At 38.5% G+C, this 23663-nt stretch carries 31 protein-coding genes; 19 read left to right on the top strand and 12 right to left on the bottom strand.

All coding sequences use genetic code 11. The features are described 5' to 3' along the window. Positions 1-7: 7 nt before the first annotated feature. The 9 genes from ACIQ38_RS01485 (at position 8) to ACIQ38_RS01525 (ending at position 6647) form a co-directional block, all read left to right on the top strand. Positions 8-658, top strand: a complete 651-nt coding sequence (locus ACIQ38_RS01485; RefSeq protein WP_402817119.1) for a DsbA family protein — start codon at positions 8-10, stop codon at positions 656-658. Beyond that, entirely contained in the window at positions 648-1052 is a 405-nt protein-coding gene (locus ACIQ38_RS01490; protein WP_402817121.1) for a disulfide oxidoreductase, read from the top strand. Before ACIQ38_RS01485 ends, ACIQ38_RS01490 begins: the two co-directional genes overlap by 11 nt. Before the next feature lie 18 nt (positions 1053-1070). After that, positions 1071-1604, top strand: coding sequence for a thiol-disulfide oxidoreductase ResA (gene resA / locus ACIQ38_RS01495; RefSeq protein WP_402817123.1), 534 nt, complete (start codon positions 1071-1073; stop codon positions 1602-1604). A 182-nt stretch (positions 1605-1786) separates the two neighbouring features. Next, on the top strand, positions 1787-2431 hold the full coding sequence (locus tag ACIQ38_RS01500) for a hypothetical protein (protein WP_402817125.1): 645 nt from the start codon (positions 1787-1789) through the stop codon (positions 2429-2431). Between the two features lie 11 nt (positions 2432-2442). Continuing rightward, positions 2443-2934: a Cys-tRNA(Pro) deacylase gene (ybaK, locus tag ACIQ38_RS01505; RefSeq protein WP_402817127.1), complete on the top strand. Its 492-nt coding sequence runs from the start codon at positions 2443-2445 to the stop codon at positions 2932-2934. Between the two features lie 61 nt (positions 2935-2995). Then, on the top strand, positions 2996-3643 hold the full coding sequence (locus tag ACIQ38_RS01510; RefSeq protein ID WP_402817129.1) for a YczE/YyaS/YitT family protein: 648 nt from the start codon (positions 2996-2998) through the stop codon (positions 3641-3643). Positions 3644-3722: 79 nt separating this feature from the next. Beyond that, on the top strand, positions 3723-4784 hold the full coding sequence (locus ACIQ38_RS01515) for a hypothetical protein (protein WP_402817131.1): 1062 nt from the start codon (positions 3723-3725) through the stop codon (positions 4782-4784). 85 nt (positions 4785-4869) lie between these two features. Further along, complete coding sequence (locus ACIQ38_RS01520; protein WP_402817133.1) at positions 4870-6066, top strand: glycine C-acetyltransferase; 1197 nt, start codon at positions 4870-4872, stop codon at positions 6064-6066. Positions 6067-6182: 116 nt separating this feature from the next. Continuing rightward, positions 6183-6647, top strand: coding sequence for a DinB family protein (locus tag ACIQ38_RS01525; protein ID WP_402817135.1), 465 nt, complete (start codon positions 6183-6185; stop codon positions 6645-6647). A gap of 58 nt (positions 6648-6705) precedes the next feature. Here the strand turns inward: ACIQ38_RS01525 and ACIQ38_RS01530 are convergent, their stop codons facing one another. Beyond that, positions 6706-7341 carry a hypothetical protein gene (locus tag ACIQ38_RS01530; protein ID WP_402817137.1) on the bottom strand — a complete coding sequence of 212 codons (636 nt, stop codon included), beginning with the start codon at positions 7339-7341 and terminating at the stop codon, positions 6706-6708. A gap of 168 nt (positions 7342-7509) precedes the next feature. Between ACIQ38_RS01530 and ACIQ38_RS01535 the strand changes: the two genes are divergently transcribed. Next, positions 7510-8469, top strand: a complete 960-nt coding sequence (locus tag ACIQ38_RS01535) for an L-threonine 3-dehydrogenase (RefSeq protein WP_402817139.1) — start codon at positions 7510-7512, stop codon at positions 8467-8469. Positions 8470-8492: 23 nt separating this feature from the next. Here ACIQ38_RS01535 and ACIQ38_RS01540 read toward each other — a convergent pair whose 3' ends face one another. The 5 genes from ACIQ38_RS01540 to ACIQ38_RS01560 all read right to left on the bottom strand — a co-directional run bounded on the left by ACIQ38_RS01540 (position 8493) and on the right by ACIQ38_RS01560 (position 12268). Further along, on the bottom strand, positions 8493-9833 hold the full coding sequence (locus ACIQ38_RS01540; RefSeq protein ID WP_402817141.1) for a YjiH family protein: 1341 nt from the start codon (positions 9831-9833) through the stop codon (positions 8493-8495). 107 nt (positions 9834-9940) lie between these two features. Continuing rightward, positions 9941-10627 (bottom strand): bacillithiol biosynthesis deacetylase BshB2, encoded by a 687-nt coding sequence (bshB2, locus tag ACIQ38_RS01545; RefSeq protein WP_402817143.1) that lies wholly within the window; start codon positions 10625-10627, stop codon positions 9941-9943. Positions 10628-10640: 13 nt separating this feature from the next. Then, positions 10641-10991, bottom strand: a complete 351-nt coding sequence (locus ACIQ38_RS01550) for a YojF family protein (RefSeq protein WP_402817145.1) — start codon at positions 10989-10991, stop codon at positions 10641-10643. 117 nt (positions 10992-11108) lie between these two features. Beyond that, complete coding sequence (gene thiD, locus ACIQ38_RS01555) at positions 11109-11942, bottom strand: bifunctional hydroxymethylpyrimidine kinase/phosphomethylpyrimidine kinase (RefSeq protein WP_402817147.1); 834 nt, start codon at positions 11940-11942, stop codon at positions 11109-11111. A 68-nt stretch (positions 11943-12010) separates the two neighbouring features. Then, positions 12011-12268 carry a hypothetical protein gene (locus tag ACIQ38_RS01560; RefSeq protein ID WP_402817149.1) on the bottom strand — a complete coding sequence of 86 codons (258 nt, stop codon included), beginning with the start codon at positions 12266-12268 and terminating at the stop codon, positions 12011-12013. 104 nt (positions 12269-12372) lie between these two features. Between ACIQ38_RS01560 and ACIQ38_RS01565 the strand changes: the two genes are divergently transcribed. From ACIQ38_RS01565 to ACIQ38_RS01580, 4 genes are all read left to right on the top strand, one after another. Beyond that, on the top strand, positions 12373-13125 hold the full coding sequence (locus tag ACIQ38_RS01565; protein ID WP_402817151.1) for a DUF4230 domain-containing protein: 753 nt from the start codon (positions 12373-12375) through the stop codon (positions 13123-13125). 3 nt (positions 13126-13128) lie between these two features. After that, positions 13129-13785, top strand: a complete 657-nt coding sequence (locus ACIQ38_RS01570; protein ID WP_402819537.1) for a uracil-DNA glycosylase — start codon at positions 13129-13131, stop codon at positions 13783-13785. A gap of 210 nt (positions 13786-13995) precedes the next feature. Beyond that, positions 13996-14247 carry a YwdI family protein gene (locus tag ACIQ38_RS01575; protein WP_402817153.1) on the top strand — a complete coding sequence of 84 codons (252 nt, stop codon included), beginning with the start codon at positions 13996-13998 and terminating at the stop codon, positions 14245-14247. A 27-nt stretch (positions 14248-14274) separates the two neighbouring features. Then, positions 14275-14655 (top strand): DUF423 domain-containing protein, encoded by a 381-nt coding sequence (locus ACIQ38_RS01580; RefSeq protein WP_402817155.1) that lies wholly within the window; start codon positions 14275-14277, stop codon positions 14653-14655. Positions 14656-14719: 64 nt separating this feature from the next. On the opposite strand, the gene gerQ is transcribed toward ACIQ38_RS01580, so the two are convergent. The 3 genes from gerQ to hemQ form a co-directional block, all read right to left on the bottom strand. Further along, positions 14720-15049, bottom strand: a complete 330-nt coding sequence (gene gerQ, locus ACIQ38_RS01585) for a spore coat protein GerQ (RefSeq protein WP_402817156.1) — start codon at positions 15047-15049, stop codon at positions 14720-14722. 25 nt (positions 15050-15074) lie between these two features. Then, a complete protein-coding gene (locus tag ACIQ38_RS01590) occupies positions 15075-15494 on the bottom strand; it encodes a cell wall hydrolase (protein WP_402817158.1) in 420 nt (139 codons plus the stop codon). A gap of 195 nt (positions 15495-15689) precedes the next feature. After that, the gene (gene hemQ, locus ACIQ38_RS01595) at positions 15690-16439 is read right to left on the bottom strand and encodes a hydrogen peroxide-dependent heme synthase (RefSeq protein ID WP_402817160.1); all 750 of its coding nucleotides are present in this window, start codon (positions 16437-16439) and stop codon (positions 15690-15692) included. A 167-nt stretch (positions 16440-16606) separates the two neighbouring features. Between hemQ and lipL the strand changes: the two genes are divergently transcribed. Further along, entirely contained in the window at positions 16607-17449 is an 843-nt protein-coding gene (gene lipL, locus ACIQ38_RS01600) for an octanoyl-[GcvH]:protein N-octanoyltransferase (RefSeq protein WP_402817162.1), read from the top strand. A gap of 15 nt (positions 17450-17464) precedes the next feature. On the opposite strand, the gene ACIQ38_RS01605 is transcribed toward lipL, so the two are convergent. Further along, the gene (locus tag ACIQ38_RS01605; protein WP_402817164.1) at positions 17465-18088 is read right to left on the bottom strand and encodes an RsfA family transcriptional regulator; all 624 of its coding nucleotides are present in this window, start codon (positions 18086-18088) and stop codon (positions 17465-17467) included. Between the two features lie 157 nt (positions 18089-18245). On the opposite strand from ACIQ38_RS01605, the gene ACIQ38_RS01610 reads away from it, so the two are divergent. From ACIQ38_RS01610 to ACIQ38_RS01620, 3 genes are all read left to right on the top strand, one after another. Then, positions 18246-18473 carry a YuzB family protein gene (locus ACIQ38_RS01610; RefSeq protein WP_282243032.1) on the top strand — a complete coding sequence of 76 codons (228 nt, stop codon included), beginning with the start codon at positions 18246-18248 and terminating at the stop codon, positions 18471-18473. 93 nt (positions 18474-18566) lie between these two features. Then, positions 18567-19862: an HD domain-containing protein gene (locus ACIQ38_RS01615; RefSeq protein ID WP_402817167.1), complete on the top strand. Its 1296-nt coding sequence runs from the start codon at positions 18567-18569 to the stop codon at positions 19860-19862. 13 nt (positions 19863-19875) lie between these two features. Then, positions 19876-20391: a YwgA family protein gene (locus ACIQ38_RS01620; protein ID WP_402817169.1), complete on the top strand. Its 516-nt coding sequence runs from the start codon at positions 19876-19878 to the stop codon at positions 20389-20391. Between the two features lie 111 nt (positions 20392-20502). On the opposite strand, the gene ACIQ38_RS01625 is transcribed toward ACIQ38_RS01620, so the two are convergent. Next, on the bottom strand, positions 20503-20688 hold the full coding sequence (locus ACIQ38_RS01625; protein ID WP_093267743.1) for a 2-hydroxymuconate tautomerase: 186 nt from the start codon (positions 20686-20688) through the stop codon (positions 20503-20505). Positions 20689-20755: 67 nt separating this feature from the next. Between ACIQ38_RS01625 and ACIQ38_RS01630 the strand changes: the two genes are divergently transcribed. Continuing rightward, positions 20756-21280: a YwhD family protein gene (locus ACIQ38_RS01630; protein WP_402817172.1), complete on the top strand. Its 525-nt coding sequence runs from the start codon at positions 20756-20758 to the stop codon at positions 21278-21280. A gap of 266 nt (positions 21281-21546) precedes the next feature. On the opposite strand, the gene ACIQ38_RS01635 is transcribed toward ACIQ38_RS01630, so the two are convergent. After that, positions 21547-23619, bottom strand: a complete 2073-nt coding sequence (locus ACIQ38_RS01635; RefSeq protein WP_402817174.1) for a transglycosylase domain-containing protein — start codon at positions 23617-23619, stop codon at positions 21547-21549. Positions 23620-23663: the final 44 nt, after the last annotated feature.

Genomic DNA, 23663 nt, shown 5'->3' on the forward strand with positions numbered 1-23663 from the left:
ATTAGGAGTGTTTAAATTGTCAAAAAAACTATTTTGGATCATTGGAATAATCGCGGTATGTATAATTGGAATCATCGTATTAACAGACGCGAAGCAAGAAGCGGTGGCAATAGATTATGCAGGGCAACCATTCATAGGAGAAGAATCCGCACCAGTTGAAATCATTGAATTTGGAGATTATAAATGCCCACATTGCGGAGATTTCAATAACACACTTTTACCTATGATTAACGAGCAATTTGTAGAAACAGGAAAAGCGAAATTTTACTTTATGAATTACTCATTCATCGCACCAGACTCGACAACCTCTGCGCAATTCGCAGAAACAGTATACAAAGAGCTTGGCAATGAGAAGTTTTGGGAATTCCATCACTTGTTATTTGCAAATCAAACAACAGAATCCGGACAAGCGAATTTAATGTCAGAAGAGTTTTTACAAGCAGTTTTAGCAGAAGTTGCAACTGCTGAAGAAGTGGAAAAGGTAAAGAGTGCATATAGCGAAAATGCAGGAAAAGAAGCATGGCAGACTGATATGAATGTAGCGAATAATCTTGGTGTAGCATCCACACCGACAATTTACATTGGAGGCAAGGAATTCACAGGAGCAACAATGGATGACTTTGCAAAAATGGTAGATGAGGCAGCCGATGGTCAATAAGCCACTTCTTCTAGCATGGGTCACTTCGATTATCGCAATGGGTGGTAGTTTGTTTTTCAGCGAGCGCATGGGTTTTATCCCATGTACGCTTTGCTGGTATCAACGGATTTTAATGTATCCGCTTGTTGTTTTTCTAGGCATTGCTTTTTATCGAAATGATCGAGAAATTTATAAATATATTTTGCCAATTTCCATCATAGGCATCCTTATGTCTAGCTATCATTATGCATTGCAAAAGATTCCTTCCATGCATGAATTCAGTAGCTGTACAAGTGGCGTTCCTTGTACGGGACAATATATTAACTGGTTTGGATTTGTGACGATTCCTTTCTTAGCGCTTATTGCTTTTATATTTATTACGATCATGATGTACATTCTTTGGAAACGTAAGTAAGAAAGGAGAATGGTAACAATGGAAAAAAAGAAAAAACGTTTTTACATACGCGCGAGTATTTTGAGTGTCCTAGTTGTGGCGATCGCTTTTACTATCTACTCCAACTTAACAAAAGAGAAAACAGCCGTATTGCAAGTAGGAGACAATGCACCGGATTTTGCACTGATTGATATGAACGGAGAAAAACATCAATTATCCGATTATAAAGGGCAAGGCGTCTTTTTAAACTTTTGGGGAACTTGGTGTAAGCCATGCGAAAGAGAATTCCCACTTATGGACAAACATTACCAAGATTATAAAGACCAAGGACTTCAAATTCTTGCGGTTAATATTGGAGAATCCAATTTTGCCGTTCAAAAATATGTAGATAGAAAAGGCTTAACATTTCCAGTATTAATCGATAGTAATAAAAGTGTTATGGAGACCTATAATATTAATCCATTACCAACAACGATGCTTGTAAACCCAGAAGGTAAAATAGAGAAAATCATTACTGGGGAAATGAGTGATGAGGCGATTAAAAATAATATGGAACAAATAATGCCTGACTAAACTAACGCCCATTCCTTCGAATGGGCGTTAGTTATGTAGGTGAAAGGAACTATTAAGAGGAAGATAGGGATTATATTGTCACAGCTTTTCTTGTATGAGATTGTATGACCTTCGTCGGTTTGATTATTCTGATAATGTGGTAAAATATTCTATACTACAATTTCATGGGAGAGGTGAATTATATGAGTATAGTGCGATCTACTGGGAACGGCATGCTTGGACGATGGGCAGAGTTTGAAGAAAGAAAACGTACTTTACAACGTCATAATGCTGGTGATGCCTACCGTAAGCAAGCAGAATATTTCCAACCAAAAGTACCAACCCTTTCGGAATTAGAAGAATTGTTGCTAGGCAATAAAGAAAAGCAACCTGAAACGTCAACCAATCAATCGACGAGTATGCTAGATATTAAAGGGCCAAGCATTCCAGTGCAAACAATCGGTGGACCAACTCTGGAAAAAACAGTGGAGCTATTAGAGAAAGTAAGAAGTACCGCGCTTGCTCCCGCACAGCCTACTCCTGAAGACCTACGTGTTGCTGCTAGTGCTTCTGCGAAAATTCAACGAGTAAATGCACAAATATCTTTGAATATGGAAGCAAATCGTCAAATTGATCAAGAAGTGAAGCAACAACTAGAAGATGAGGCAGCTATTTCTAATCGTTCTGTTCCATCCGATTATCCATCTCCTAAACAGTTACAAGAGGACTTAGAGAATATACAGAAGAAACGTTGGAAAGAACAAGCGATAGCAAAATATTCGTATCAAGTACATCTGAAGAGATATGGTTTTGCAGATCTTGAACCTAGTTTCTTCCGAATAGCATAGGAGTATTAGAAATGGCGAAAAAACAAAAAACGAATGCAGTTCGATTATTGGAACAGCAAAAAATAGATTTTGAACTAATTGAATATGAATTGTCTGGTGACAAAGTGGACGGGGTGACTGTAGCAAACAAAATTGGCTACCCCGTTTTTGTTGTATATAAAACACTACTCGTGACAGCTGGTACAGGGAAATATTATGTGTGCATTATCCCGGTTGACAATGAACTGAATTTAAAAGCAGCTGCTAAGGTGGTAGGAGAGAAAAAAGTAGAGTTGCTTCCCCTAAAGGATTTGCTTCCAACTACGGGATACATACGCGGTGGATGTTCCCCAATCGGGATGAAAAAACTATTCCCAACAGTAGTGGATGCAAGTGCAGAAAAGAATGATTTTATCATCGTGAGTGGTGGGAAAATAGGTCTGCAAGTGAAGTTAACATTAGTAGATTTACTGAAAATAACGAAAGGCAAAGTTGCGGAGATTAGTAGAGCGGAAAATGAGTAGCAGTATCATTACCATTACAGTCAGAATAGGGATGGTTCTTTAATTAGAGAGAAGGAAGCTTATGAGGAAAGAATTTGTTTGGCGGTGGACTTTTTTTATTTGTGGAATTTTTTTTATGTCTCTCGGTATTTCCATGACGATTAAAGGGCAACGTTTTGGGATAAGTCCATGGGATGTATTGCATGTTGGTCTTCATAAGCATTTAGGATTGTCGATTGGAACATGGTCTATTTTAATGGGAGTTATAATAGTTATTGCAACAATGATTGGCACAAAAAGTTGGCCACAATTAGGAACATGGCTGAATATAGTTGTCATTGGTTCATTTATTGATATATTCAATTGGCTTATCCCAGATATTACGAGCTTTGCCGGTCAGCTTATTATTTTTGTCGGAGGAGTACTTGTTATCGCAATTGGGGTTGGTGTGTATGTTTCGCCAAATGTAGGAGCGGGACCTCGTGATTCGCTGATGTTACTTATTATGAAAAAGGTAGGATGGAGCATTCGAACAGTTCGGACTGGTATTGAGTTATTTGTTGCAGTTGCTGGATGGTTACTCGGTGGTCCAGTCGGAATAGGTACGGTTGCACTAGCTCTATTTACTGGTTCTCTCATTCAATATACACTGCCATTATCTCAAAAACTGTTATTCAATATAAGCGGTTATTCATTTTTTTATACAAAAAGTACGGAAGATCAGGAATGATTTTTGGTGCTTTTTTTCATCTTTTTCAATTCGTTCGCATATAGTATCCATGGAACGAAGAGATTGAAAGGGTGATAATTTGGGCGGGACAGTTACGCATTATATGGGGAAATCATATACGGGCCAAGGTGTGAAAAACTTTTATAAAGAACTAATTCATGAAGCGAAAAAAGTATATTTCTTTAAAGGACCGACTTCTTATCGACTAACAGAAGTGTTGAAAGAAATAGGATATGCTGCGATTCGGAGAGGTAAAAATATGGAATGGTTTTATGATCCATTGCATGAAGAAGTGTTAGAAGCAGTATATATTACCGATTCGAAAACGCTTTATTTACACACAGATGCTGTTGACCCGATTTATTATGGGGCTGGTCATATATGGGTTCCGTATTATGAATCGTATGACGATAGGAAACTTCACGATTTAGCTCCTTTAATACGTGATAAACAAATTGCAAATGAAGTTTGGCTAACAAAAGGGCTACAAACATTATCAAGAGCAAAAGTTATCCATGATGAATGGGAACAACTGATACAACCAGCAATTAATTGGGATGGCATTAATGAGTTGTTAGAGACAACCAAAAAGAAATGCATTGGCAATGTGCAACTTCAAAAGAAGCCGGGTGTGACGCATCGCTTAATGGGATCTCTTACTCCAACAGGTGCTCAAGATACACTAAAATCCATTTCGAAAAACTTGAAATCTAGATTATATATAAAAGGATTACCTGGAAGTGGAAAATCTTCCTTTATGAAAAAGTTCGGGGAAGCGGTAAAGCAACAAGGGTTAGACATTCGTTTCATTTGGTGCGGGTTAGACGCAAATAGTGTGGATGGCATAGTCGTTCCAGAATTACAATTATGTATGATAGACGCAACAAGTCCACATATATATGACCCGGAACGCGAAGGAGACGAGATAGTCGATTTCTTACCGCATATCAATCAAGAATTACTAGACGAAGAAAAGATTGTAGAAGTGAGAAAACGTTATGCAAATGAAATGGAACTTGCCCAAGATTATATTTCTACGTATGCAGCTGAATCTAAAGTAATTAGAATGCTCTATGATTCTACAATAGATGAAGAGAAATGGACAACTTTCCAAAATGACATAATTGCAACAATTGAGTGAGCAGGGTTATCATCCTGCTTATTTTTTTGTCGTATTTTTCAGGGAACATGTTAAACTATAGAAGACTATTTCGCTTGAAAGGAAGATGACCTTGTCAAACGTATTAAATAACTTCTTAACAGAAAACTTAGATGCACTAAAAAATCAAGGCCTATACAATGAAATCGATTCAGTAGAAGGTCCGAACGGTGCGAAGATAAATGTTCGAGGCTCTGAGCTGATTAACTTATCTTCTAATAACTATTTAGGGCTTGCAACTAATCCGGCGCTTAAGCAAATTGCAAAAGACGCGGTGGACAAGTATGGTGTGGGAGCAGGAGCAGTTCGTACGATTAACGGAACGCTAGATCTTCACGATAAACTAGAGCAAAAACTAGCAGAATTTAAAGGAACAGAAGCTGCTATTTCTTATCAATCCGGCTTCAACTGTAATATGGCAGCAATCTCAGCGGTAATGGATAAAAACGATGCAATTTTATCGGACCAATTAAACCACGCTTCCATTATCGACGGTTGCCGACTTTCCAAAGCAAAAATCATTCCATTTAATCACTCCGATATGGAAGATTTACGCGCAAAAGCAAAACAAGCAACAGAATCGGGCCAATACAATAAAGTAATGGTTATCACAGACGGGGTATTCTCAATGGACGGTGACATTGCGAAACTTCCAGAAATCGTAGAAATCGCAAAGGAATTCGACCTTATTACGTATGTGGATGACGCACACGGTTCAGGTGTTACTGGTAAAGGAAAAGGAACAGTAAAACATTTTGGCCTAGAAAAAGAAATCGACTTCCAAATCGGAACATTATCGAAAGCAATCGGTGTCGTAGGTGGATACGTTGCCGGGAAAAAGAACTTAATCGACTGGCTAAAAGTTCGTTCACGTCCATTCTTATTCTCAACAGCACTACCACCAGGTGACGTAGCTGCTATTACAGCTGCCGTTCAAATGATCATTGACTCAACAGAGCTTCATGATAAACTTTGGGAAAATGGAGACTATTTGAAAGCTGGCTTATCAAAACTAGGTTTTGACATTGGTGCATCCGAAACACCAATCACTCCATGTATCATCGGAGACGAAAAACTAACACAAGAATTCTCCAAACGACTATTCGAAGAAGGCGTCTACGCAAAATCCATCGTCTTCCCAACCGTACCAAAAGGCACAGGTCGCGTTCGCAACATGCCAACAGCAGCTCATACGAAAGAAATGCTGGATGATGCACTTGCGATTTATGAAAAAGTTGGGAAAGAGCTTGGGGTAATTAAATAATATTTAAGGGCAACTCTTATGGGTTGCTCTTTATAATTTCTCTGTATTTTATTAAGAAGGATAATATTTCGTACTATCGAAAGATTAATAGAGTAAATTGTAGAGGTGGGAAGCGCTTGGACAAAGAAAGTATTATCAAAGAAAAAAGGAATTTAGTACATTGGGTTCTATCTTTAAAGAATATCTCAAATGACTTGTGGCTGGAACCATTTCGAGAAGGATCTTGGGCTATAGCAGATGTAATTTCCCATTTTATTTCATGGGACAAATTTATAATTAATAATAGGGTGTCATATTTACTGAGAGATGAATGTTTCCCAAACGTTACTGTAGATGTGGAGTTTATTAATAAAGAGGCATCAAAATATGCTAGATCGGGAATATTGAAAGATGATCTTATAAATGAGTTTATCTCTGTACGAGAAGAACTCCTGAGCCTCCTTGATATAATTCCGAAAGAAAAGTTCTATCAAGCTCTTCTAGGGAGAGGTAATACAACACTAAGTGAGTATTTTGAGGGATTGATAGAACATGATTTGAAACATAGAGAACAAATTGATTTGCATATAAGCAATTATTAATTATAGGATTAGTTTCTTATTTAGACGAAAAAAGCAGCCAAATATCGGCTGCTTTTCTTTACGAAAAATCTCTTTCTATATGTTGAAACGAATAAACAAGATTAAACTTCTGAATACCCTTCGCACTCTCTACACTAGCACCTGCTTCTCTCCGAAATGACTCCAAGTCTCCTTGTTCTTTTGCAATTATCGCTTCAATCGCATATGGCATCCAACCAGACGGTAAGGTCGCTTTTAATGTTCGCGCTTCATCATAATTCCCTTGCAAAGCTTCAGCGTATGCAATGTAATATGTGCGTAGTGGCTCTTTGCTAATTTGTCTAGCAAGTGTATCGAATAAAGAAACATCGTTTTCATATAGGGCCAAATTCGTTTTATACACTTCTTGCATATATGGTTGTTTGTATTTGCTCAAGATTTCATTAATTACTTGAATAATGATTTCACGATCGCCCGCTTTTATTGCAAGTGCATAAGCAAAAAGTGATTTCCTTTTATTTTCCTCTAAATAGCGTTCGATCCTTTTGAGATTATTGGATTTATACATAATATACATTTGGGGAACAACTAATAAAAGAATATACAAGACAACAATACTCAAATAAATAATCCAGAAGGATAATTCTAAAAAGCTCATCACAACTGTTAATGCCATACCTAGTAAAATAATCAAAACATAACGCAGAATTTTCATGGTTACCTCGTTTTCCTTTTATTATAGCAAATCCTTATATAAATCTCTTATTGTATTTTCTAAAAGAACAGCATATAATAGAAAAAAATAAACGCTATTAAAACAAGGTTCTTAAGTTAAAAGTGTTCTTTCCAAAAATACAATTGTTTTCGAGAGGGAGTAGACAGCATGAAGAAAATCATGGTCACCGGGGCTTTAGGCCAAATTGGTTCAGAATTAATAACGAAACTTCGCGCCGAATATGGTGCTGATAATGTACTGGCAACAGATATAAGAGAAGTGTCTTCGGAAGTAACGAAAGGCGGTCCTTTCCAAATTCTTGATGTAACGGACGGAGAGAAGATGCATCAAATCGCCAAGAACTTTGGAGCAGATACGATCATGCATATGGCTGCACTATTATCAGCAACAGCGGAAGCAAAACCGTTATTTGCATGGAATTTGAATATGGGTGGACTTATGAACGCGCTAGAAACTGCTCGTGATTTAAATATGCAATTTTTTACACCAAGCTCGATTGGAGCATTTGGACCTTCTACTCCTAAACAAAACACACCTCAAGACACACTTCAACGCCCGACGACTATGTACGGCGTAAACAAAGTGTCAGGAGAATTATTATGTGATTACTACTTCCATAAATTTGGATTAGATACTCGTGGTGTACGTTTCCCAGGTTTGATTTCAAACGAGACATTACCTGGTGGAGGAACGACTGATTATGCGGTTGATATTTATTACAAAGCGTTAGCAGAAGGGAAGTATACTTCGTATATTGCGGAAGGAACATACATGGATATGATGTATATGCCGGATGCGCTGCAAGCGATTGTGGACTTGATGGAAGCGGATGCTTCGAAGTTAATTCACCGCAATGCCTTTAATGTAACGGCAATGAGTTTTGAACCTGCGCAAATTGCTGCATCTATTAAAAAAGTGATTCCAACATTTACAATGGATTACGATGTGGATCCTGTCCGCCAAGCGATAGCAGATAGTTGGCCGGATGCTATTGATGCTACTGATGCCAAAAATGAGTGGGGCTTTACTTATAAATACGATCTAGATGCAATGACGAAAGATATGCTTGAAAAGCTAGCAACTAAAAAAACAGCGGACTCCTTATAAAAGGGTTCGCTGTTTTTATTTTATTAGAATAAAATATGTGCTGCTGCTGCGATAATTGGGAATGAAATAAGTGTACGCAGTAAGAAAATAACGACTAAATCTTTAAAATTAACCGGAATTTTCGAACCAAGTAACAGCCCACCAACTTCAGACATATAAATAAGCTGCGTTACAGACATAGTGGCGATAAAGAATAACGTAACCTCTGATTCAATGCCTCCAGTTAGCAGCGTAGGAAGGAACATATCCGCAAATCCTACAACCATTGTTTGAGCTGCTTCTGCTGCTTCTGGAATACCAAATAGCATTAATAATGGTTCAAATGGTTTTCCTAAAATAGTGAAAATAGGCGTGAACTCTGCAAGCATAAGTGCGACCGTACCAAATGCAAGTACAACTGGTGCAACACCGATATATAAGTCAATCACATTTTTAATGCCATCTGAGAAGAATTTCTTGATCGAGCGGTTGTCATTCGCTTTGACAAGAGCATTTTCTAAACCGTGTGTAAAAGCGTTATAGCCTTCAGGGAAATCTTCCGCTTTTAAGTCAAGTGGCCGACCATCTATATGCTCATCTGGCTTACCTTTCAATGGATAAATACGAGGCATGATGAACGCTAACACAAGACCGCAGAGTAAAACTGTAAAATAAAATGGCAAGAAATAATTGGAAAGACCAACCTCATCAAGCACAACAATACAAAATGTAATGGATACTACGGAAAAAGTAGAACCAATAATAGCCGCTTCTTTTTTCGTATAGTATCCTTCTTCATATTGTCTGGCTGTTAGTAAAACTCCGATTGTACCGTCACCAACCCAAGAAGTCAGTGCATCTACTGCAGAGCGTCCAGGTAACTTGAATAGTGGGCGCATTATTTTTACCGCCATTGTACCGAAAAACTCCAGTAATCCAAAGTTCAATAAAAACGGCAATAACAACCCGGCAAATAAGAAAATAGTGAATAGGAAGGATACTAAGCCGTCTGGGCTAAGTAACATTCCACCCGTATTTTCATTCCAAATCGCTTCAGGACCAACTTGGAAGATGATTAATACTGCAAACACAGCACCAACTACACGAGTAGTCGTCCAAAATAGTGATACTTTAAATAATTGGTTAATAAAGGTGTTTTGTCTTGGTAAAAACAGAAACACAATTGATCCAATTGCCGCGATCCAAATCATCACAAGTGCAATCCATTGAACGAATGGAGCGATTGCGGTAGATAATAGATTAGAAAATAGGGCAATAGGAATTTTAAAACCTTCCGAAGTAGGAAGGGGGATCATAAATAATATAACTCCCGCAATTGATGGAAGCAGGAATAAAAGCCATGTAGATAGCGAGAACTTTTTCAAGTTTATAGACCAACTTTCTATGAATGAATATTTATGCGTGGTTTCAAATCATTTATACATATTAATTCATTTACATAGATAAGTCTATACGATTGAGGGATGTTCTATTATTCGAAATCTTTGTTGAAATCGTACGTGTAGAAACGCTCGAAATGGAGCCAATTTTCTGCTTCTGGTTCACCATCAGCTAGGCGTTTATCCATTTCTTCTAGCATCCATGCAGTTTGCGATATATGTGCGCGCATCGAGCCCATTTTTTCTTCGCGTGATTCTTTAATATCATGAAGCACATCCGGCTCTCCAAGAACCGATTTAGAATCGTTGGAGAATGCGAGTGCGTAAATAGTAGGGCGAGCCTCTTCTGGCATGCGGCGAATGGCACGAATGACTGCGCGTCCAGTCGCATCATGGTCAGGGTGAACTGCGTAGTTCGGATAGAAAGTTATGACAAGGGATGGATTCGTATCAGCGATTAGGTTTTCCATCATTTCAATCATCTTTTCATCATCTTCGAATTCCACCGTTTTGTCACGCAGTCCCATCATTCGAAGATCCGTAACGCCCATTGCTTTAGCTGAAGCGAGTAATTCTTCTTTTCGAATTTGTGGAAGTGTTTCGCGTGTTGCAAAAGGAGGGTTTCCTAAGTTTCTTCCCATTTCGCCTAAAGTTAGGCACGCATATGTAACCGGAATTCCTTGTTTTACGTACGTTGCAATCGTACCGGAAACACCGAAAGCTTCGTCATCTGGGTGAGGGAATACAACAAGTACATGTCGTTCCATTGGTAAAGTCATTTGTTCGTCCTCCTTAATAAGTGAATGGTGTTTTACTAATTTGTAATGCTACTGCAAGTTTTCCGCTTTGGTCATGTCCTGCCATTAGTAAACGGTCATGTTCATCTAATTCGAAATGGGTAATGCCTTGTGCGTATACCCAACCATGCGGTAATTTCAGTCCAACACGATGTGGTGCTTCGCCCGCTACTTTTCCAAGTTCATATCGAAGCATCACATTGCGGATAAAAGCTCCTGCATTGAAAACTTTTTCATCGAAATGGGAAGCATATGCACCATTCGTCGTTTCTAGATGTATGTATACATCTTCATTTGCAAATTTATTCAAAAGTGCTTGTAATTGTTCGACATTAACAAGTTCCATTTTTGTTGCCTCCTAACATACTGTCTTTTATAAGTATAATGAAAATAAGTTTTGGAAGCGAATGATTGAGATGAAAAAACTCGTAAAGCCGGCGTGACTTTACGAGTAGAAGTTGTTTTAGACAGTTGTTGTTGTAATTTCTGGTGCACCAAACTTACCTTTTGCACCATGTAGTACAGGTCCTACATATTGGTTAAGTTTCCAACCATGTGCGATCGCAGCGGAAACGAATTCTTTTGCTTCGAGTACGGAATCTGCAACCGTCAATCCGTTTGCTAAGTTAGCAGTAATGGCAGCTGCGAAAGTACAGCCAGCCCCGTGATTATAAGTAGTATCTGTTTTATCTGTTTCTAGTAGCGTATGCGTTTTACCATCGTAGAAAAGGTCTACTGCTTTTTCATGCGCCAATTGTTTGCCACCTTTGATAACTACGTTTTTCGCACCAAGTTCATGAATCTTCTCAGCGGCTGCTTTCATATCTTCAATCGTTTTGAGTAGCCCTAAACCTGATAGTTGTCCCGCTTCAAAGAGATTTGGAGTAACAACTAAAGCGCGTGGAAGTAGATTTGTAATCATTGCATCCACTGTACCTGGATTTAATACTTCATCTTCGCCTTTACAAACCATTACAGGGTCGATTACAACACTTTCAACTCCTGACGCTTCAATAATACTTCCAGCTGTTTCGATAATTTCTTCTGTACTCAACATACCTGTTTTAATCGCATCGACATTTGTCGACAAAGCAGTTTTTGCTTGTCGTTTAATCTCATCTACTGGTAAAGAGAAGACACCGTGGCTCCAACCGTTATCGGGATCCATTGTAGCAACAACCGTTAGAACATTCATACCATATGTACCGTGCTCTTGGAATGTTTTCAAATCTGCTTGTATACCAGCTCCGCCTGAAGTGTCAGAACCTGCAATTGTTAGTGTTTTTTTAATCGACATTTTAGCGTTTCCCCTTTTGAAAAATAGTTAATTTTATTTATTATATCAGACAATAGTCGAAACTTACATTATGGAAGTTTGGGTGCAGTTGATAATTTAATTAGAATGAAAATGAAAACAGCAGTTACGACAAAGGTAATCACGGAACCGAATATAATATCATTGATAAATAATGAAATTGCTAAAAAGAGAAGAAAGCCAATAAATAGAAGCATGCCCAATGTAAAACAGCCGAGTCCAAAGTTTTTAGCAGAATTGGAAACTTCATTCGTACTAGCAGCTTTTTCAATTTTTTTTAGTTTCTCCCGATAATGTAAATCAGCCATACACATTTCCCCTTTTTTTTAGCTTAACAGATATAGAATAGTTGTGAAACGGGTAATTTTTTTGTACTGTTAACGTAGTAGATTAAGAGGAAAAGAGGGATGAAATGCGAAAAGATGACAAAATTCGAGAAATGGAAAAATTACTAGGAGAATTGAAAGCGCAAAAAAACGAAACAACTGCCACAATTGCAGAGTATCCTGCAAGAAGAGGATTTAGTTTTCGAAAACTAACACGACCTTTTTTCGGACTAAAAGCAAAAGTCCTTCTTGTAATTGGAATTATTCTTTTTCTATTAATAGCTGCACTACCATTTGCCGCCTACTGGGTCATTCAAGGTAGTACGTTTACAGAAAGCAAAGGTTCTTTTGTCGAACGAGTTCAGGCGTTAAATGAACTGTCGACTGCAGAAGCCTATACAAAAGTAATTATCGAAAGACAAGATAATCAATTATTCGGCAAAGAAATCGGCATAAACTTACCAGGGACCAAAAGACAGCTTCTCGTTGTTGTGCCAGGTACTGTTCGGGCTGGAATAGATTTTTCACAAGTGACCGAATCCGATATAAAAGTAGATGAAGAAAATAAGACAGCGACCCTTAGGTTACCAATGCCAGAATTTCTAGGTGAACCGGAAATTTTCTTCGACCAAGTAGAAGTATTTTCATATGAAGGATTATTTCGTGAAAAAGCGGATATAAAAGAAGGATATGAGATAGCAGAAACGGCAAAAAAAATGATGATCGAGGAAACAAGGGGACAAGGTATTTTGCAGTTAGCGGAAGAAAATGCGGCGAAATCAGTGAAAGAAATGTTTCAATTAGTAGATTACGATGTAAAAGTGGAGTTTAAGGAGTGACCTATAGTGCCGAACTGGAAAGAAATAATAAACGAAGAACGAGAAAAGCCATACTTTTTGGAGCTACAAGCTTTTTTGGATAAAGAATATGCTGAACAGACGATTTATCCTGCAAGACCGGATATAGGTAGTGCTTTTCGTGAAACGCCTTTTGACGAAGTGAAGGTAGTCATTTTAGGGCAAGATCCATATCACGGGGAAGGTCAAGCCCATGGAATGAGTTTTTCGGTGAAGCCAGGTGTTCGGGTGCCACCAAGTTTACGCAATATGTTGAAGGAGCTTGCCGATGATTTAGGTTGTCCAGTTCCTTCGAATGGTTATTTATTGAAATGGGCCAAGCAAGGGGTTTTATTGCTGAATACAGTGATGACCGTTCGAGCAGGGCAAGCTAATTCGCATAAAGGAATGGGCTGGGAAACGTTTACAGATGAAATGATCAAGCGATTATCTGAAAGAGAAAAGCCGATTATTTTTGTACTGTGGGGAAGACCTGCACAAATGAAGAAAAAGCTTATTGATACGAAGAAACACGTAATTTTAGAAGCCGTACATCCAAGTCCACTAAGTGCACATCGAGGATTTTGGGGCAGTAAACCATATTCGAAAATAAATGCGCAACTTGAAGCTTGGGGAGAGAAGCCAATCGATTTTTGCCTATAGCTATGCTATTATATGGAATGGGAAGAGGGTGAGTCCATTGGCTGTAAACTGTTTTAAATGCCGCCACTTTTTTACTACTTGGGATGCCCGTCATCCACGTGGATGCAGAGCATACGGATTTAAAACGAAAGAGCTCCCATCCGTATTAGTAAAGCGTACCTCTGGCATGGACTGCTTGAAATTTGAACGAAAGCAAGAAGAGGGGCAAAGATGATGATTTCGACTGAACATATTATTATGCAAATAGATAAACAACTCGGGCAAGCAAAAGGGACTGGCAATGAACAATCAAAAAGAGAAGCACTTGCTGCGATACGCGCATTATGCGATTTAGCTTTAGAATCAGTAGCAACATCGCAAACAGCCCCAGTTGTCCAAGCAGTATCTGTAGCACCGACTATACAACAGCCAGTCGCATTAAAAGAAGACGATGCAAACGGAGAGTCATTATTTGATTTCTAAATAGAAAGATAGAAAGTAGGAATGATTGTGAAATTATTTATCATTGCAGGGGCTATCAATGGGTTTCTGGCGGTAGCATTAGGAGCTTTCGGCGCACATGCTTTAAAAGAGAAGCTTTCTGAAAAGTATTTAGCCATTTGGGAAACAGCTGTTCAATATCAAATGTTTCATGCGCTTGCTTTAATAGCAGTGGGTATTTTGATGAGTAGCAAGTTATTGGGACCAGTTTCCACATTGAATACGGCTGGATCTTTAATTTTAGCGGGGATTATTTTATTTTCCGGAAGTTTGTATGTATTAAGTTTGACGGGTGTAGGTGTATTAGGGGCAATTACTCCAATTGGCGGCGTTGCATTTTTAGTCGGCTGGGTTATGATAATCATTGCCGCAGCGAAGTTTGCTAGTTAATAAACTGAATCGTAATAGTAACAACAAAGAGACTTATCCTCTAAACTCGGATAAGTCTCTTTGTTTATAAATTATAGTTAATTTCTTCATCGAACGTTACATAGTCCAGATAAATCATGAGCATTAAGTATCTTTTCCCGCTTGGATCACTAATGATGACGTGGTCGCGACCTGCTGCTTCTACATAGCCTTTAATCACTTTTGCATTCCATTCTTTGTTATTCTCAAATGTAAAATAGAATGTACCAAGTTTTCCTCTGTTCAACCTTAAAATATTTTCGATATAAGACTCTTCTTGACGTGGTGTAACTGGTAATTGCACATTAGGAGGGGTCATTTGTTGCTGTTGTTGTTGTGGAGGAAAAGCTCCAGGATACCAATAATATTGAACCATTCATACATCCTTTCTGGAAATGGAATTACACACTTGGGCAATCGGCAATGGTAGGAGAATAAAAACAATGTGCTTTAAAACGTCCTGTGTTCCACTGGTTATACCACTGAGGAGGACAATCGCCGCCAGGATCAAAAAACCATAATGAGCGTTCGCCGGGACTAAAACGTTCCCCATTAATAACGCGTCTTGCTAAATTTCTGTCAACATCGCGTGCTCTTTGATAAAAATACGATTTGGTTGTTGCCTCAAAACCACCTGGTCTTTGGAATACCATCTCCTCTAGATTACGTATATTACGAAAATCTAAGCAATCGGCAAGAACCCGGTTCACTCCAACATTCCCAACCAACAGCATGCCGAGTTGGCCATCACCCTCAGCTTCCGCACGCATTAGCCTTGCTAGTAAATCTAGTTGCTTTGAAGTGGACTTAACTACTGCCAATGCATCACCTCCTATATATACACTATGTTCGAGATCAAGAAATGATACATAGTGATATTCAGAATGTTACAGAATTGTTACTGGTGCCTGGCACCAGTAACAATTCTGTAACAAAAAAGTAGAGGATGGAAACTGTTATAGTTTCCGTCCTCTACTTGTAATGTTCTTCTTTATTTGACGTTCACACTTTATGAATTAGATATTGAAAAATTCTCCGCGTTTTTCACTTGCAAGGATTGTCCCGATGAAGAACGAACCGAATTCTGCATAGCGTGCGCTTACTTCGTCAAAGCGCATTTCATATACTAACTTTTTAAATTGAAGCACGTCATCTGAGAATAATGTTACGCCCCATTCGAAATCGTCGAATCCGACAGAGCCGGAAATGATTTGTTTTACTTTCCCAGCGTAGCCGCGCCCGATTTTTCCGTGGCTTGCCATAAGTGCACGACGGTCTTCCATCGATAGCATATACCAGTTATCATCGCCGTTACGACGCTTGTCCATTGGGTAGAAGCAAATGTATTGGGAACGTTGAAGTTCTGGATACAAACGAGCGCGTACATGTGGGTTTTGGTATGGATCTTCTGTCGATTCACCAGCTAAGTAGTTAGACAATTCTACAACGGATACGTAAGAATACGCAGGAATTGTAAAGTCTGCAATCGTTAATTTATTGAATTTCGCTTCAATTTCTTGAAGTTCATCTATTGTTGGACGTAAAGTCATTAGCATGAAATCTGCTTTTTGACCTACAATTGTGTAAAAAGCATGTGCGCCAGTTTTTGCGTCATCTGCTTGTTGAAGTTCGTCTAAAAATGCCACAAATTCATCTGTTGCTTGTTTGCGAAGTTCCGGGTCCACCTGTTTCCATGACGCCCAGTCCATTTGGCGAAAATCATGTAGAACGTACCATCCGTCTAATGTAATTGCTGCTTCATTCATTTTATCAGACACTCCTTTTATATAAGAAATTTGCATCTTAAGTGTATCACAAGAAATGATTCTAATCTCGTAATGACGTCGAAATGACATGACAATATGTGACAAAGTCGTGTATGCTTGAACTAATGAAAACAGTAGCGCAAGCGTGAGATTAAGGAGTAAGCAACATGTCACAAATAGAAACGTTATTACAGCAAAAAGTTTGGCGATTTTGGGATCAATCACTAAGTGGAAAAAGCCGCTCTGCATTGGAATCCTTTGCAGCGGACGATCTTCTTTGCCATTTAGTTGGACAAGGTTTGTCACCAGCAACTGTTCGAACATGGGTACATGACCAGACTGTCGTATTAGGCATTCAGGATCATCGGTTACCATTTGTAGAAGACGCGCAAGATTTTTTACGTACTCAAGGGTATATACCAATTGTACGTAATTCAGGAGGTCTGGCTGTTGTATTGGATGATGGGGTGCTAAATATTTCAATCGTTTTATCTGAAAAAGAGCAACCGGTTGATATTGACACAGGTTATGAAGTGATGCTTGCTTTTATCCAACTCCTATTTCCAGAAGCAGAAGGAAAAATAGAAGCTTATGAAATTGTCGGATCCTATTGTCCAGGTTCATATGATTTAAGTATAAATGGGAAGAAATTTGCGGGTATTTCACAGCGTAGACTTCGACAAGGGATTGCCGTGCAAGTGTACTTATGTGTAGAAGGTAGTGGAAGTGAACGCGCAGACTTGATACGCGAGTTTTATGAAATCGGCGTGCAAGGGGAAGAAACAAAATTCAACTACCCTGTCATAAAACCAGAAGTAATGGCTTCGTTAAATGAATTGCTGAATGCATCCTTTACAGTGCAGGATATCGTCATTCGAATCCAACAATTATTGCAACAGCTATCTACCAAAATAGCATCGCAAGCTGTTACGCAGGATGAAATGGAGCTATATCAGTTTTATTTATTGCGCGTTGTCGAACGAAACAAAAAGATGCTTACGAAAGAATAGAAAAAACCACCAACTTTAAATTGTTGGTGGCTCTTTTGAAACAAGGTTTCCGTTCTTTTCCATTTGGAAAACAGGTACTGCAGGTAATTCTTCATCATTCAATGTAACAAGGCGTCGTGCGCGGTTCATAATTTGTACAAACTGCTCGTAATCTTGTTTAATCGCGGCATTTTCTTTTTCCAATTTGGCAAGTTCACTTTCTAGTTTACGAATTTTCTCGTTTGATATAGAAGCTAAATGACGATATCTTGAAATATCTGAGTCGCTATGTTGTAATCGAACAAGATATGCAATAATAATATCAATAGATAAAGCAGAAACTGGAACGGATGCCGTACGTTCGCCTTCTTCTTGAGGTTTCGCAAGGTAAATGCCGTTTCCTCTTCTTCTATAATCTTTTCCTAAAATACGTAGCTTTTCTTTTCGTTCTTTTTTCGCTTCTTTTAATTCTGTTTCATACTGATGACGTACAACTGCGTTCCAGCGGAATCCACATGCAGCCGCAGTTCGGTTTAATTCGTCACCTGCTTCTTCAAATGCATTTAGTTGCGTACTTCCTTCTCGGACGTGTCGTAACACCATCTCTGCTAACATTTCATCATTTTCTGTCATCCATGCGTCTTGTCTTATTTTTACCATTTTGGTCCTCCTACCATCTTCATAGTTTCGTTACTCTATTAACATCATGGACAACATAGCGCTCTTTTATTCACGTAAAATACACTTGATAGCAATATATGTTTTAAGATACAATGGCCTGTAGACTATTATCATAAAGAGAAAGGGTTGTGGACAAATGGCAAACCATTTTCGAGTTTGCGATGAGTGTCAGGCCGTCAATTTAAAAACATTAATTCCAAAGTTAAAAACAATAGATCCAGAAGCAGAAATTGAAATTAAAGAATGTCAATCTTACTGCGGACCAGGACGTAAAAAGACATTCGCATTTGTCAATAATCGCCCAGTTGCTGCTTTAACAGAAGACGAATTAATGGAAAAAGTACGCGCCAAACTAGAAGACTAGACATCAACAAGCAGAACTTTTACCGCCTTACAATGAGCGGTTTTTTTCTTTATAATGTAAGGTAAATAACATCTAAGACACGGAGGTGGACAAATGAGCTATGCAACGCAGAAATTAGCAGAAGAGAAAGTGTTTAAAGACCCGGTTCATCGATATATCCATGTTCGAGATCAAGTAATTTGGGATGTCATCGGCTCGAAGGAATTTCAACGGCTTCGTCGCATTAAACAACTTGGAACTACATATCTAGTTTTTCATGGTGCAGAACATAGTCGTTTTAGTCACTCTCTAGGAGTTTATGAAATCGTTCGTCGCATTGTGGATGATAGTTTTGACGGTCGACCAGAGTGGGATGCTTCCGAAAGGCTATTAGTTTTATGTGCAGCACTATTACATGATTTAGGACATGGGCCATTTTCGCATGCATTTGAAAATGTGTTTAATCTAGATCATGAAGAATTTACGAGGAAAATATTACTTGGGGAAACTGAAGTAAATGAAATATTAAAAAGAGTAGGCAACGATTTCCCACAAAAAGTAGCGGATGTTATTGCAAAAACATATGTAAACAAACAAGTTGTTAGTTTAATATCTAGTCAGATTGACGCAGACCGCATGGATTATTTACAGCGAGATGCGTATTTTACAGGGGTAAGCTACGGTCATTTTGATATGGAGCGAATCCTACGTGTGATGCGCCCTCGTGAAGACCAAATTGTTATTAAATCGAGCGGCATGCATGCAGTGGAAGACTACATCATGAGTCGATATCAAATGTACTGGCAAGTGTATTTCCATCCCGTTTCGAGAAGTGCCGAAGTGATTTTAACGAAGATTTTACATCGAGCAAAAGCTTTAAGTAAAAACGGCTATGATTTTGCGCAGAAACCAACTCATTTCCAAGGATTTTTTGATGGCACGTTTACATTAAATGAGTATTTGGCTTTAGACGAAGGAGTTTTATTGACGTATTTCCAACTTTGGGTAACGGAGAAAGACCCTATTTTAGCTGATTTGAGTTACCGTTTTGTCAATCGTAAGCTATTTCAATATATCGAATTTGACTTAGCAAAAGATTATACAAAGATGAAAGAGTTGGAGTTGCTATTTAAAAAAGCGGGTATAGATCCAGAATACTATTTAGTGTTTGATTCGTCATCGGACTTACCTTACGATTTCTATCGACCTGGAGAAGAAGGAGAACGTATTCCTATCCATTTACAAATGCCTTCTGGTGAAATCAGAGAACTTTCCCGTGAATCGGAAGTAGTAGAAGCTATTTCAGGAAAACGTCGAACGGATCATAAATTATATTTTCCAGAAGACTTTTTAACAGAAGACGGCAAGAAAAAAGCATTGAAAAAACAAATATTAGATCTCTTGAAATAAAGGTGGGCTAAAATTGCTAGAAGAACATGCAAAAATTATACAATTTATCGGAGCAGCAGACGGCATAACTGGCAGAAAAAAGCTACAAAAAATGCTGTACATTGCTAAAAAGTTAGACTATCCATATAAAGAAAAATATGAGTTTCATGTATATGGTCCATATTCACATGAGCTCACATTGCGAGTGGAAGAGCTTTGCAATATGGGATTTTTACAGGAAGAGCGACAAGACAAAGGATCCTATGTGCAATACAAATATCAAATGACCAACGCAGGCGAGCATTTCACACAAATGGCGCAAGTAGAAGATGCTAGTCCAGCACTAGTGGAATGTATTGCCCAAATGAAAAACAAAAGTTCCCGCTTTCTGGAACTCGTTTCGACCCTATTATTTTTTGACCATCTTCCAAAAGAAGAACAAATCGAAAAACTGCATGCCGTAAAAGGAAAGTTAAATTTCACAGAAGAAGAAATAAACGAAGCATACGAATTTGTCATGAATTTAATGAACTTGAGGACTATCCACTAGGGTAGTTCTTTTTTGTAGAAGAATATTCCTAAAAGCGAGATAACACGCTGTGAACGCGACAAAACCGAAAAAAACACTTTGCCAAGGCAAAGTGCAATTTTCTTGATCTAATTATTTATCACTAAATAATTTCCCAGCAACACCATAATGATTTTTTGGCATGTCCTCGATAAACACGACAACATTTTCAACAGGTGCATTTACAGTTTCGGATACTGCAGCTGTTACTTTTTCAACTAAAGCTCTTTTTTGTTCTTCCGTACGACCTTCTAGCATTTTTACTGTTACGTATGGCATTTCGTTTCCTCCTTTAGTGAAATCTTCTGTATACTAGATATCATAACAGAACGGAGGGAATTTTCGAATGGCAAATGAAGAAAAACCAAAACAAAAAATAGGCTTCACCATTATAAAAAATGATCCAACTGATGGGCACAAAGGATTTGGGATCGGTTCACTATCACTAGAAAACGTGTCACCAGTTATTATCGACGTGGAAGAAGACATTGCAAGAATTGAAATTGGGGCGATGCATGCGAGAAGTGACACAGAAAGAGGCATCAAGTTTACGACGAACCGTGAAGATTCAGAAGGTGGAAAACCGTATTGGCTAGTTTGGGTGACAATTGATTATAAAGCAGAGGGACCATATTACGCAGGGGTTACAGCATGCGAAATGGTGGTCAATCGTGAAAAACGCCGCGGTTACAAATTACTTGCAGACCATGTAAATCGAATGGACAAATCAATGAAACGCCATATTATGGTAGATTTTATGGATGATCGTTCCAAAAATATTTTAAGCGATTTTTTACAAACGCATAACCGTGAAATGTGGGATCGTAGCGAGGAGCAGCTACATAATGACCTGCTTGTAACTTCCAATTAACAAGTCAATAATTTGGGATATTTACGTTATGAGGTTGAATTCAAACCGAAAAGACAGTACAATTTACTTAAAGCTTACTTCACAGTAATGCTAGGACACTTAGGAGTCGTAAGTAAGTTAAGAACATGCAATCATTGTGAAACCCAATCCTGTGAATGCATAATTTTGGCAGAACGCAACACTAAGAAAAAGCTTTCTGTTACCTTTTTTAGGTAATAGAAAGCTTTTTAATTTTGTTTTAATTGTCCTAAACTATCTTTTTTCACTCATTCACCAAAGAACGAAAACGGGAAAATGGACCATGGTGTTGTATCTTCACTATCAGATGCTTCAAAAGTTTGCTGTTTCAAAGTGGGATCTGTACATAATTTAGTTGGTACATCTTCCTCTTTTAAATAAACAAGTCTTTGTTTTTCACAAGCGGAAGTAGCAATACCACCTGTGTCAATATCTACAATAACTCCGCGCACGCCAGGAGGAGCGATAAATGGTTCGGATGGTAAACCTTGATGTGCTTTTTCCATAAATTCAATCCACACTTGCTTCGTTACTTGTCTTGCTTCTGCTTCACTCACATGCTTTCCTTGGTCATACCCGTTCCAAACACCTGCAGTCAATTGAGGGGAGAAGCCGATTAAATATTGATCGGAAATCGTCGTCCCTGATTTAGCTGCATATGGTCTCGTTTGTTTTGCACGTATACTAAGACCTGTTGCAGGAGAGTAATCATTAAAAGTAGGATCGAACATACCGGTTAATAAATGAGATAGCAAAAATGCATCTTGTTCAAGTAACACTTTCTTCTCTTTTCTTTTATCCTTCTCTAAATCATAAAGCACCTTGCCTTTATTATCCGTAATTTTCGTAATATAAGTTGGTTCTCTGAGGATTCCTTTTGCAGAAATCGCGTTATATGCTTTAGTCATGTCCAATAAAGAAGCTTCTGATGTTCCCAGCGCAGTTGCGGGTGTTTCATCGATGTCCATTTTAATATTAAAACGCTCGATCAGCTGTTCAAAAGGCTTATAGCCAATTTGTTCAAGCGTTTTTACAGCATATATATTATCGGAGATAGCAAGTGCTTGTGCCAGTGAAATAGGATGCTCGGCAAACTTATCATTGACATTTTTGGGCTCATATTCTTGCCGTCCATTGTCATAGGTAAAAATAGTTCGTTCACTTTTCATATAGGTGAGGGGAGTGAATCCATTTTCTAACGCTGAAGCAAATAGTAAAGGCTTGATAGTAGAACCTGGTTGTCTTTTTGCTTGCGTTACGCGATTAAATGGACTTTCACTAAAATTACGACCGCCGACCATTGCTGTTACATATCCAGTTTTTGGTTCAATGCTGACGAACCCAATTTGTAACTCATCTTCTGGCATCCACTTGTCAATGACCTCTTCTGCTGCTTGTTGATGACTTCTGTTCAAAGTGGTCTCGATGGTCCATCCACCTTCTTCGATTCTGCGTCCCTTTTTCTGAAGAATATTAGTTGCTTCTTTCCAAACTTCTTCTAAAAAGTAAGGAGCTACTTTTTTCTTCACAAGCGAATCTTCTGTTTTCAAAACATAATGCTCATCCACAGCCCGTTCTCGTTGATCGGCAGTGATAAATTGTTGGTTTTCCATTAATTTTAAAATAAGTTGTTGCCGGTTTACCGCTTTTTCTTCATCGACTAACGGGGAATAATAAGTTGGCCCTTTTGGAATACCCATCAATAGAGCCGATTCCGCAAGCGTTAAATCTTTTGCACTTTTTCCGAAATAATACCTGCTCGCCGCTTCCACACCATACATGCCATGGCCAAAATAAACCGTATTCAAAAATCCCTCGAGTAACTCATCTTTTTCATAAAAAATTTCCAACCGATAAGCATACAATGCTTCATTAATCTTCCGAGTCCAAGACTTTTCGAACGTTAAAAATAGATTTCTCGCATATTGTTGGGTAATCGTACTTGCCCCTTCTACTTTTCGCATTGCTTTAATATCCTTCAAAAGTGCAGAAGCAATTCGCGAATAATCAAACCCGTGATGCTCATAAAATTCCTGATCCTCTACTGCAATAATCGCCTGGGGAATAAATGGTGACATGTCTTCTAGTGAAACCCAGTAGCGCCTTTGATCTTCGAATCGATCCCCAATTACATTTCCTTGGTCATCTAGAAAGACAGAGGAAATAGGGACTTGAATAATAGGTGCACCAACGATTTGAGCATAAACTCGGAGGGTAACAAGTGCGCCAATTAAAGCAAAACTAGCCACGATACTTAATAAAAAAACTCTTTTCATGCGTTTAGATCGAGTGGCTTTTTTCCGATATTGTACACGCCCCATTAAATCTCCTCCGTCTCTTGTTGGATGTTTTTATTAGTATGAGA

Origin of the sequence: Psychrobacillus sp. NPDC096389, from assembly GCF_044762855.1 — a bacterium.
Taxonomy (GTDB): Bacteria; Bacillota; Bacilli; order Bacillales_A; family Planococcaceae; genus Psychrobacillus.

What these genes read in the sequence shown, in the direction of transcription:
- ACIQ38_RS01490 (WP_402817121.1), top strand. Translation starts at nt 648, where the DNA reads ATGGTCAATAAGCCACTTCTTCTAGCATGGGTCACTTCGATTATCGCA.
- resA (WP_402817123.1), top strand. Translation starts at nt 1,071, where the DNA reads ATGGAAAAAAAGAAAAAACGTTTTTACATACGCGCGAGTATTTTGAGT.
- ACIQ38_RS01500 (WP_402817125.1), top strand. Translation starts at nt 1,787, where the DNA reads ATGAGTATAGTGCGATCTACTGGGAACGGCATGCTTGGACGATGGGCA.
- ybaK (WP_402817127.1), top strand. Translation starts at nt 2,443, where the DNA reads ATGGCGAAAAAACAAAAAACGAATGCAGTTCGATTATTGGAACAGCAA.
- ACIQ38_RS01510 (WP_402817129.1), top strand. Translation starts at nt 2,996, where the DNA reads ATGAGGAAAGAATTTGTTTGGCGGTGGACTTTTTTTATTTGTGGAATT.
- ACIQ38_RS01520 (WP_402817133.1), top strand. Translation starts at nt 4,870, where the DNA reads ATGACCTTGTCAAACGTATTAAATAACTTCTTAACAGAAAACTTAGAT.
- ACIQ38_RS01530 (WP_402817137.1), bottom strand. Translation starts at nt 7,341, where the DNA reads ATGAAAATTCTGCGTTATGTTTTGATTATTTTACTAGGTATGGCATTA.
- ACIQ38_RS01535 (WP_402817139.1), top strand. Translation starts at nt 7,510, where the DNA reads ATGAAGAAAATCATGGTCACCGGGGCTTTAGGCCAAATTGGTTCAGAA.
- bshB2 (WP_402817143.1), bottom strand. Translation starts at nt 10,627, where the DNA reads ATGACTTTACCAATGGAACGACATGTACTTGTTGTATTCCCTCACCCA.
- ACIQ38_RS01550 (WP_402817145.1), bottom strand. Translation starts at nt 10,991, where the DNA reads ATGGAACTTGTTAATGTCGAACAATTACAAGCACTTTTGAATAAATTT.
- thiD (WP_402817147.1), bottom strand. Translation starts at nt 11,942, where the DNA reads ATGTCGATTAAAAAAACACTAACAATTGCAGGTTCTGACACTTCAGGC.
- ACIQ38_RS01560 (WP_402817149.1), bottom strand. Translation starts at nt 12,268, where the DNA reads ATGGCTGATTTACATTATCGGGAGAAACTAAAAAAAATTGAAAAAGCT.
- ACIQ38_RS01565 (WP_402817151.1), top strand. Translation starts at nt 12,373, where the DNA reads ATGCGAAAAGATGACAAAATTCGAGAAATGGAAAAATTACTAGGAGAA.
- ACIQ38_RS01575 (WP_402817153.1), top strand. Translation starts at nt 13,996, where the DNA reads ATGATGATTTCGACTGAACATATTATTATGCAAATAGATAAACAACTC.
- gerQ (WP_402817156.1), bottom strand. Translation starts at nt 15,049, where the DNA reads ATGGTTCAATATTATTGGTATCCTGGAGCTTTTCCTCCACAACAACAA.
- hemQ (WP_402817160.1), bottom strand. Translation starts at nt 16,439, where the DNA reads ATGAATGAAGCAGCAATTACATTAGACGGATGGTACGTTCTACATGAT.
- lipL (WP_402817162.1), top strand. Translation starts at nt 16,607, where the DNA reads ATGTCACAAATAGAAACGTTATTACAGCAAAAAGTTTGGCGATTTTGG.
- ACIQ38_RS01605 (WP_402817164.1), bottom strand. Translation starts at nt 18,088, where the DNA reads ATGGTAAAAATAAGACAAGACGCATGGATGACAGAAAATGATGAAATG.
- ACIQ38_RS01610 (WP_282243032.1), top strand. Translation starts at nt 18,246, where the DNA reads ATGGCAAACCATTTTCGAGTTTGCGATGAGTGTCAGGCCGTCAATTTA.
- ACIQ38_RS01615 (WP_402817167.1), top strand. Translation starts at nt 18,567, where the DNA reads ATGAGCTATGCAACGCAGAAATTAGCAGAAGAGAAAGTGTTTAAAGAC.
- ACIQ38_RS01625 (WP_093267743.1), bottom strand. Translation starts at nt 20,688, where the DNA reads ATGCCATACGTAACAGTAAAAATGCTAGAAGGTCGTACGGAAGAACAA.
- ACIQ38_RS01630 (WP_402817172.1), top strand. Translation starts at nt 20,756, where the DNA reads ATGGCAAATGAAGAAAAACCAAAACAAAAAATAGGCTTCACCATTATA.
- ACIQ38_RS01635 (WP_402817174.1), bottom strand. Translation starts at nt 23,619, where the DNA reads ATGGGGCGTGTACAATATCGGAAAAAAGCCACTCGATCTAAACGCATG.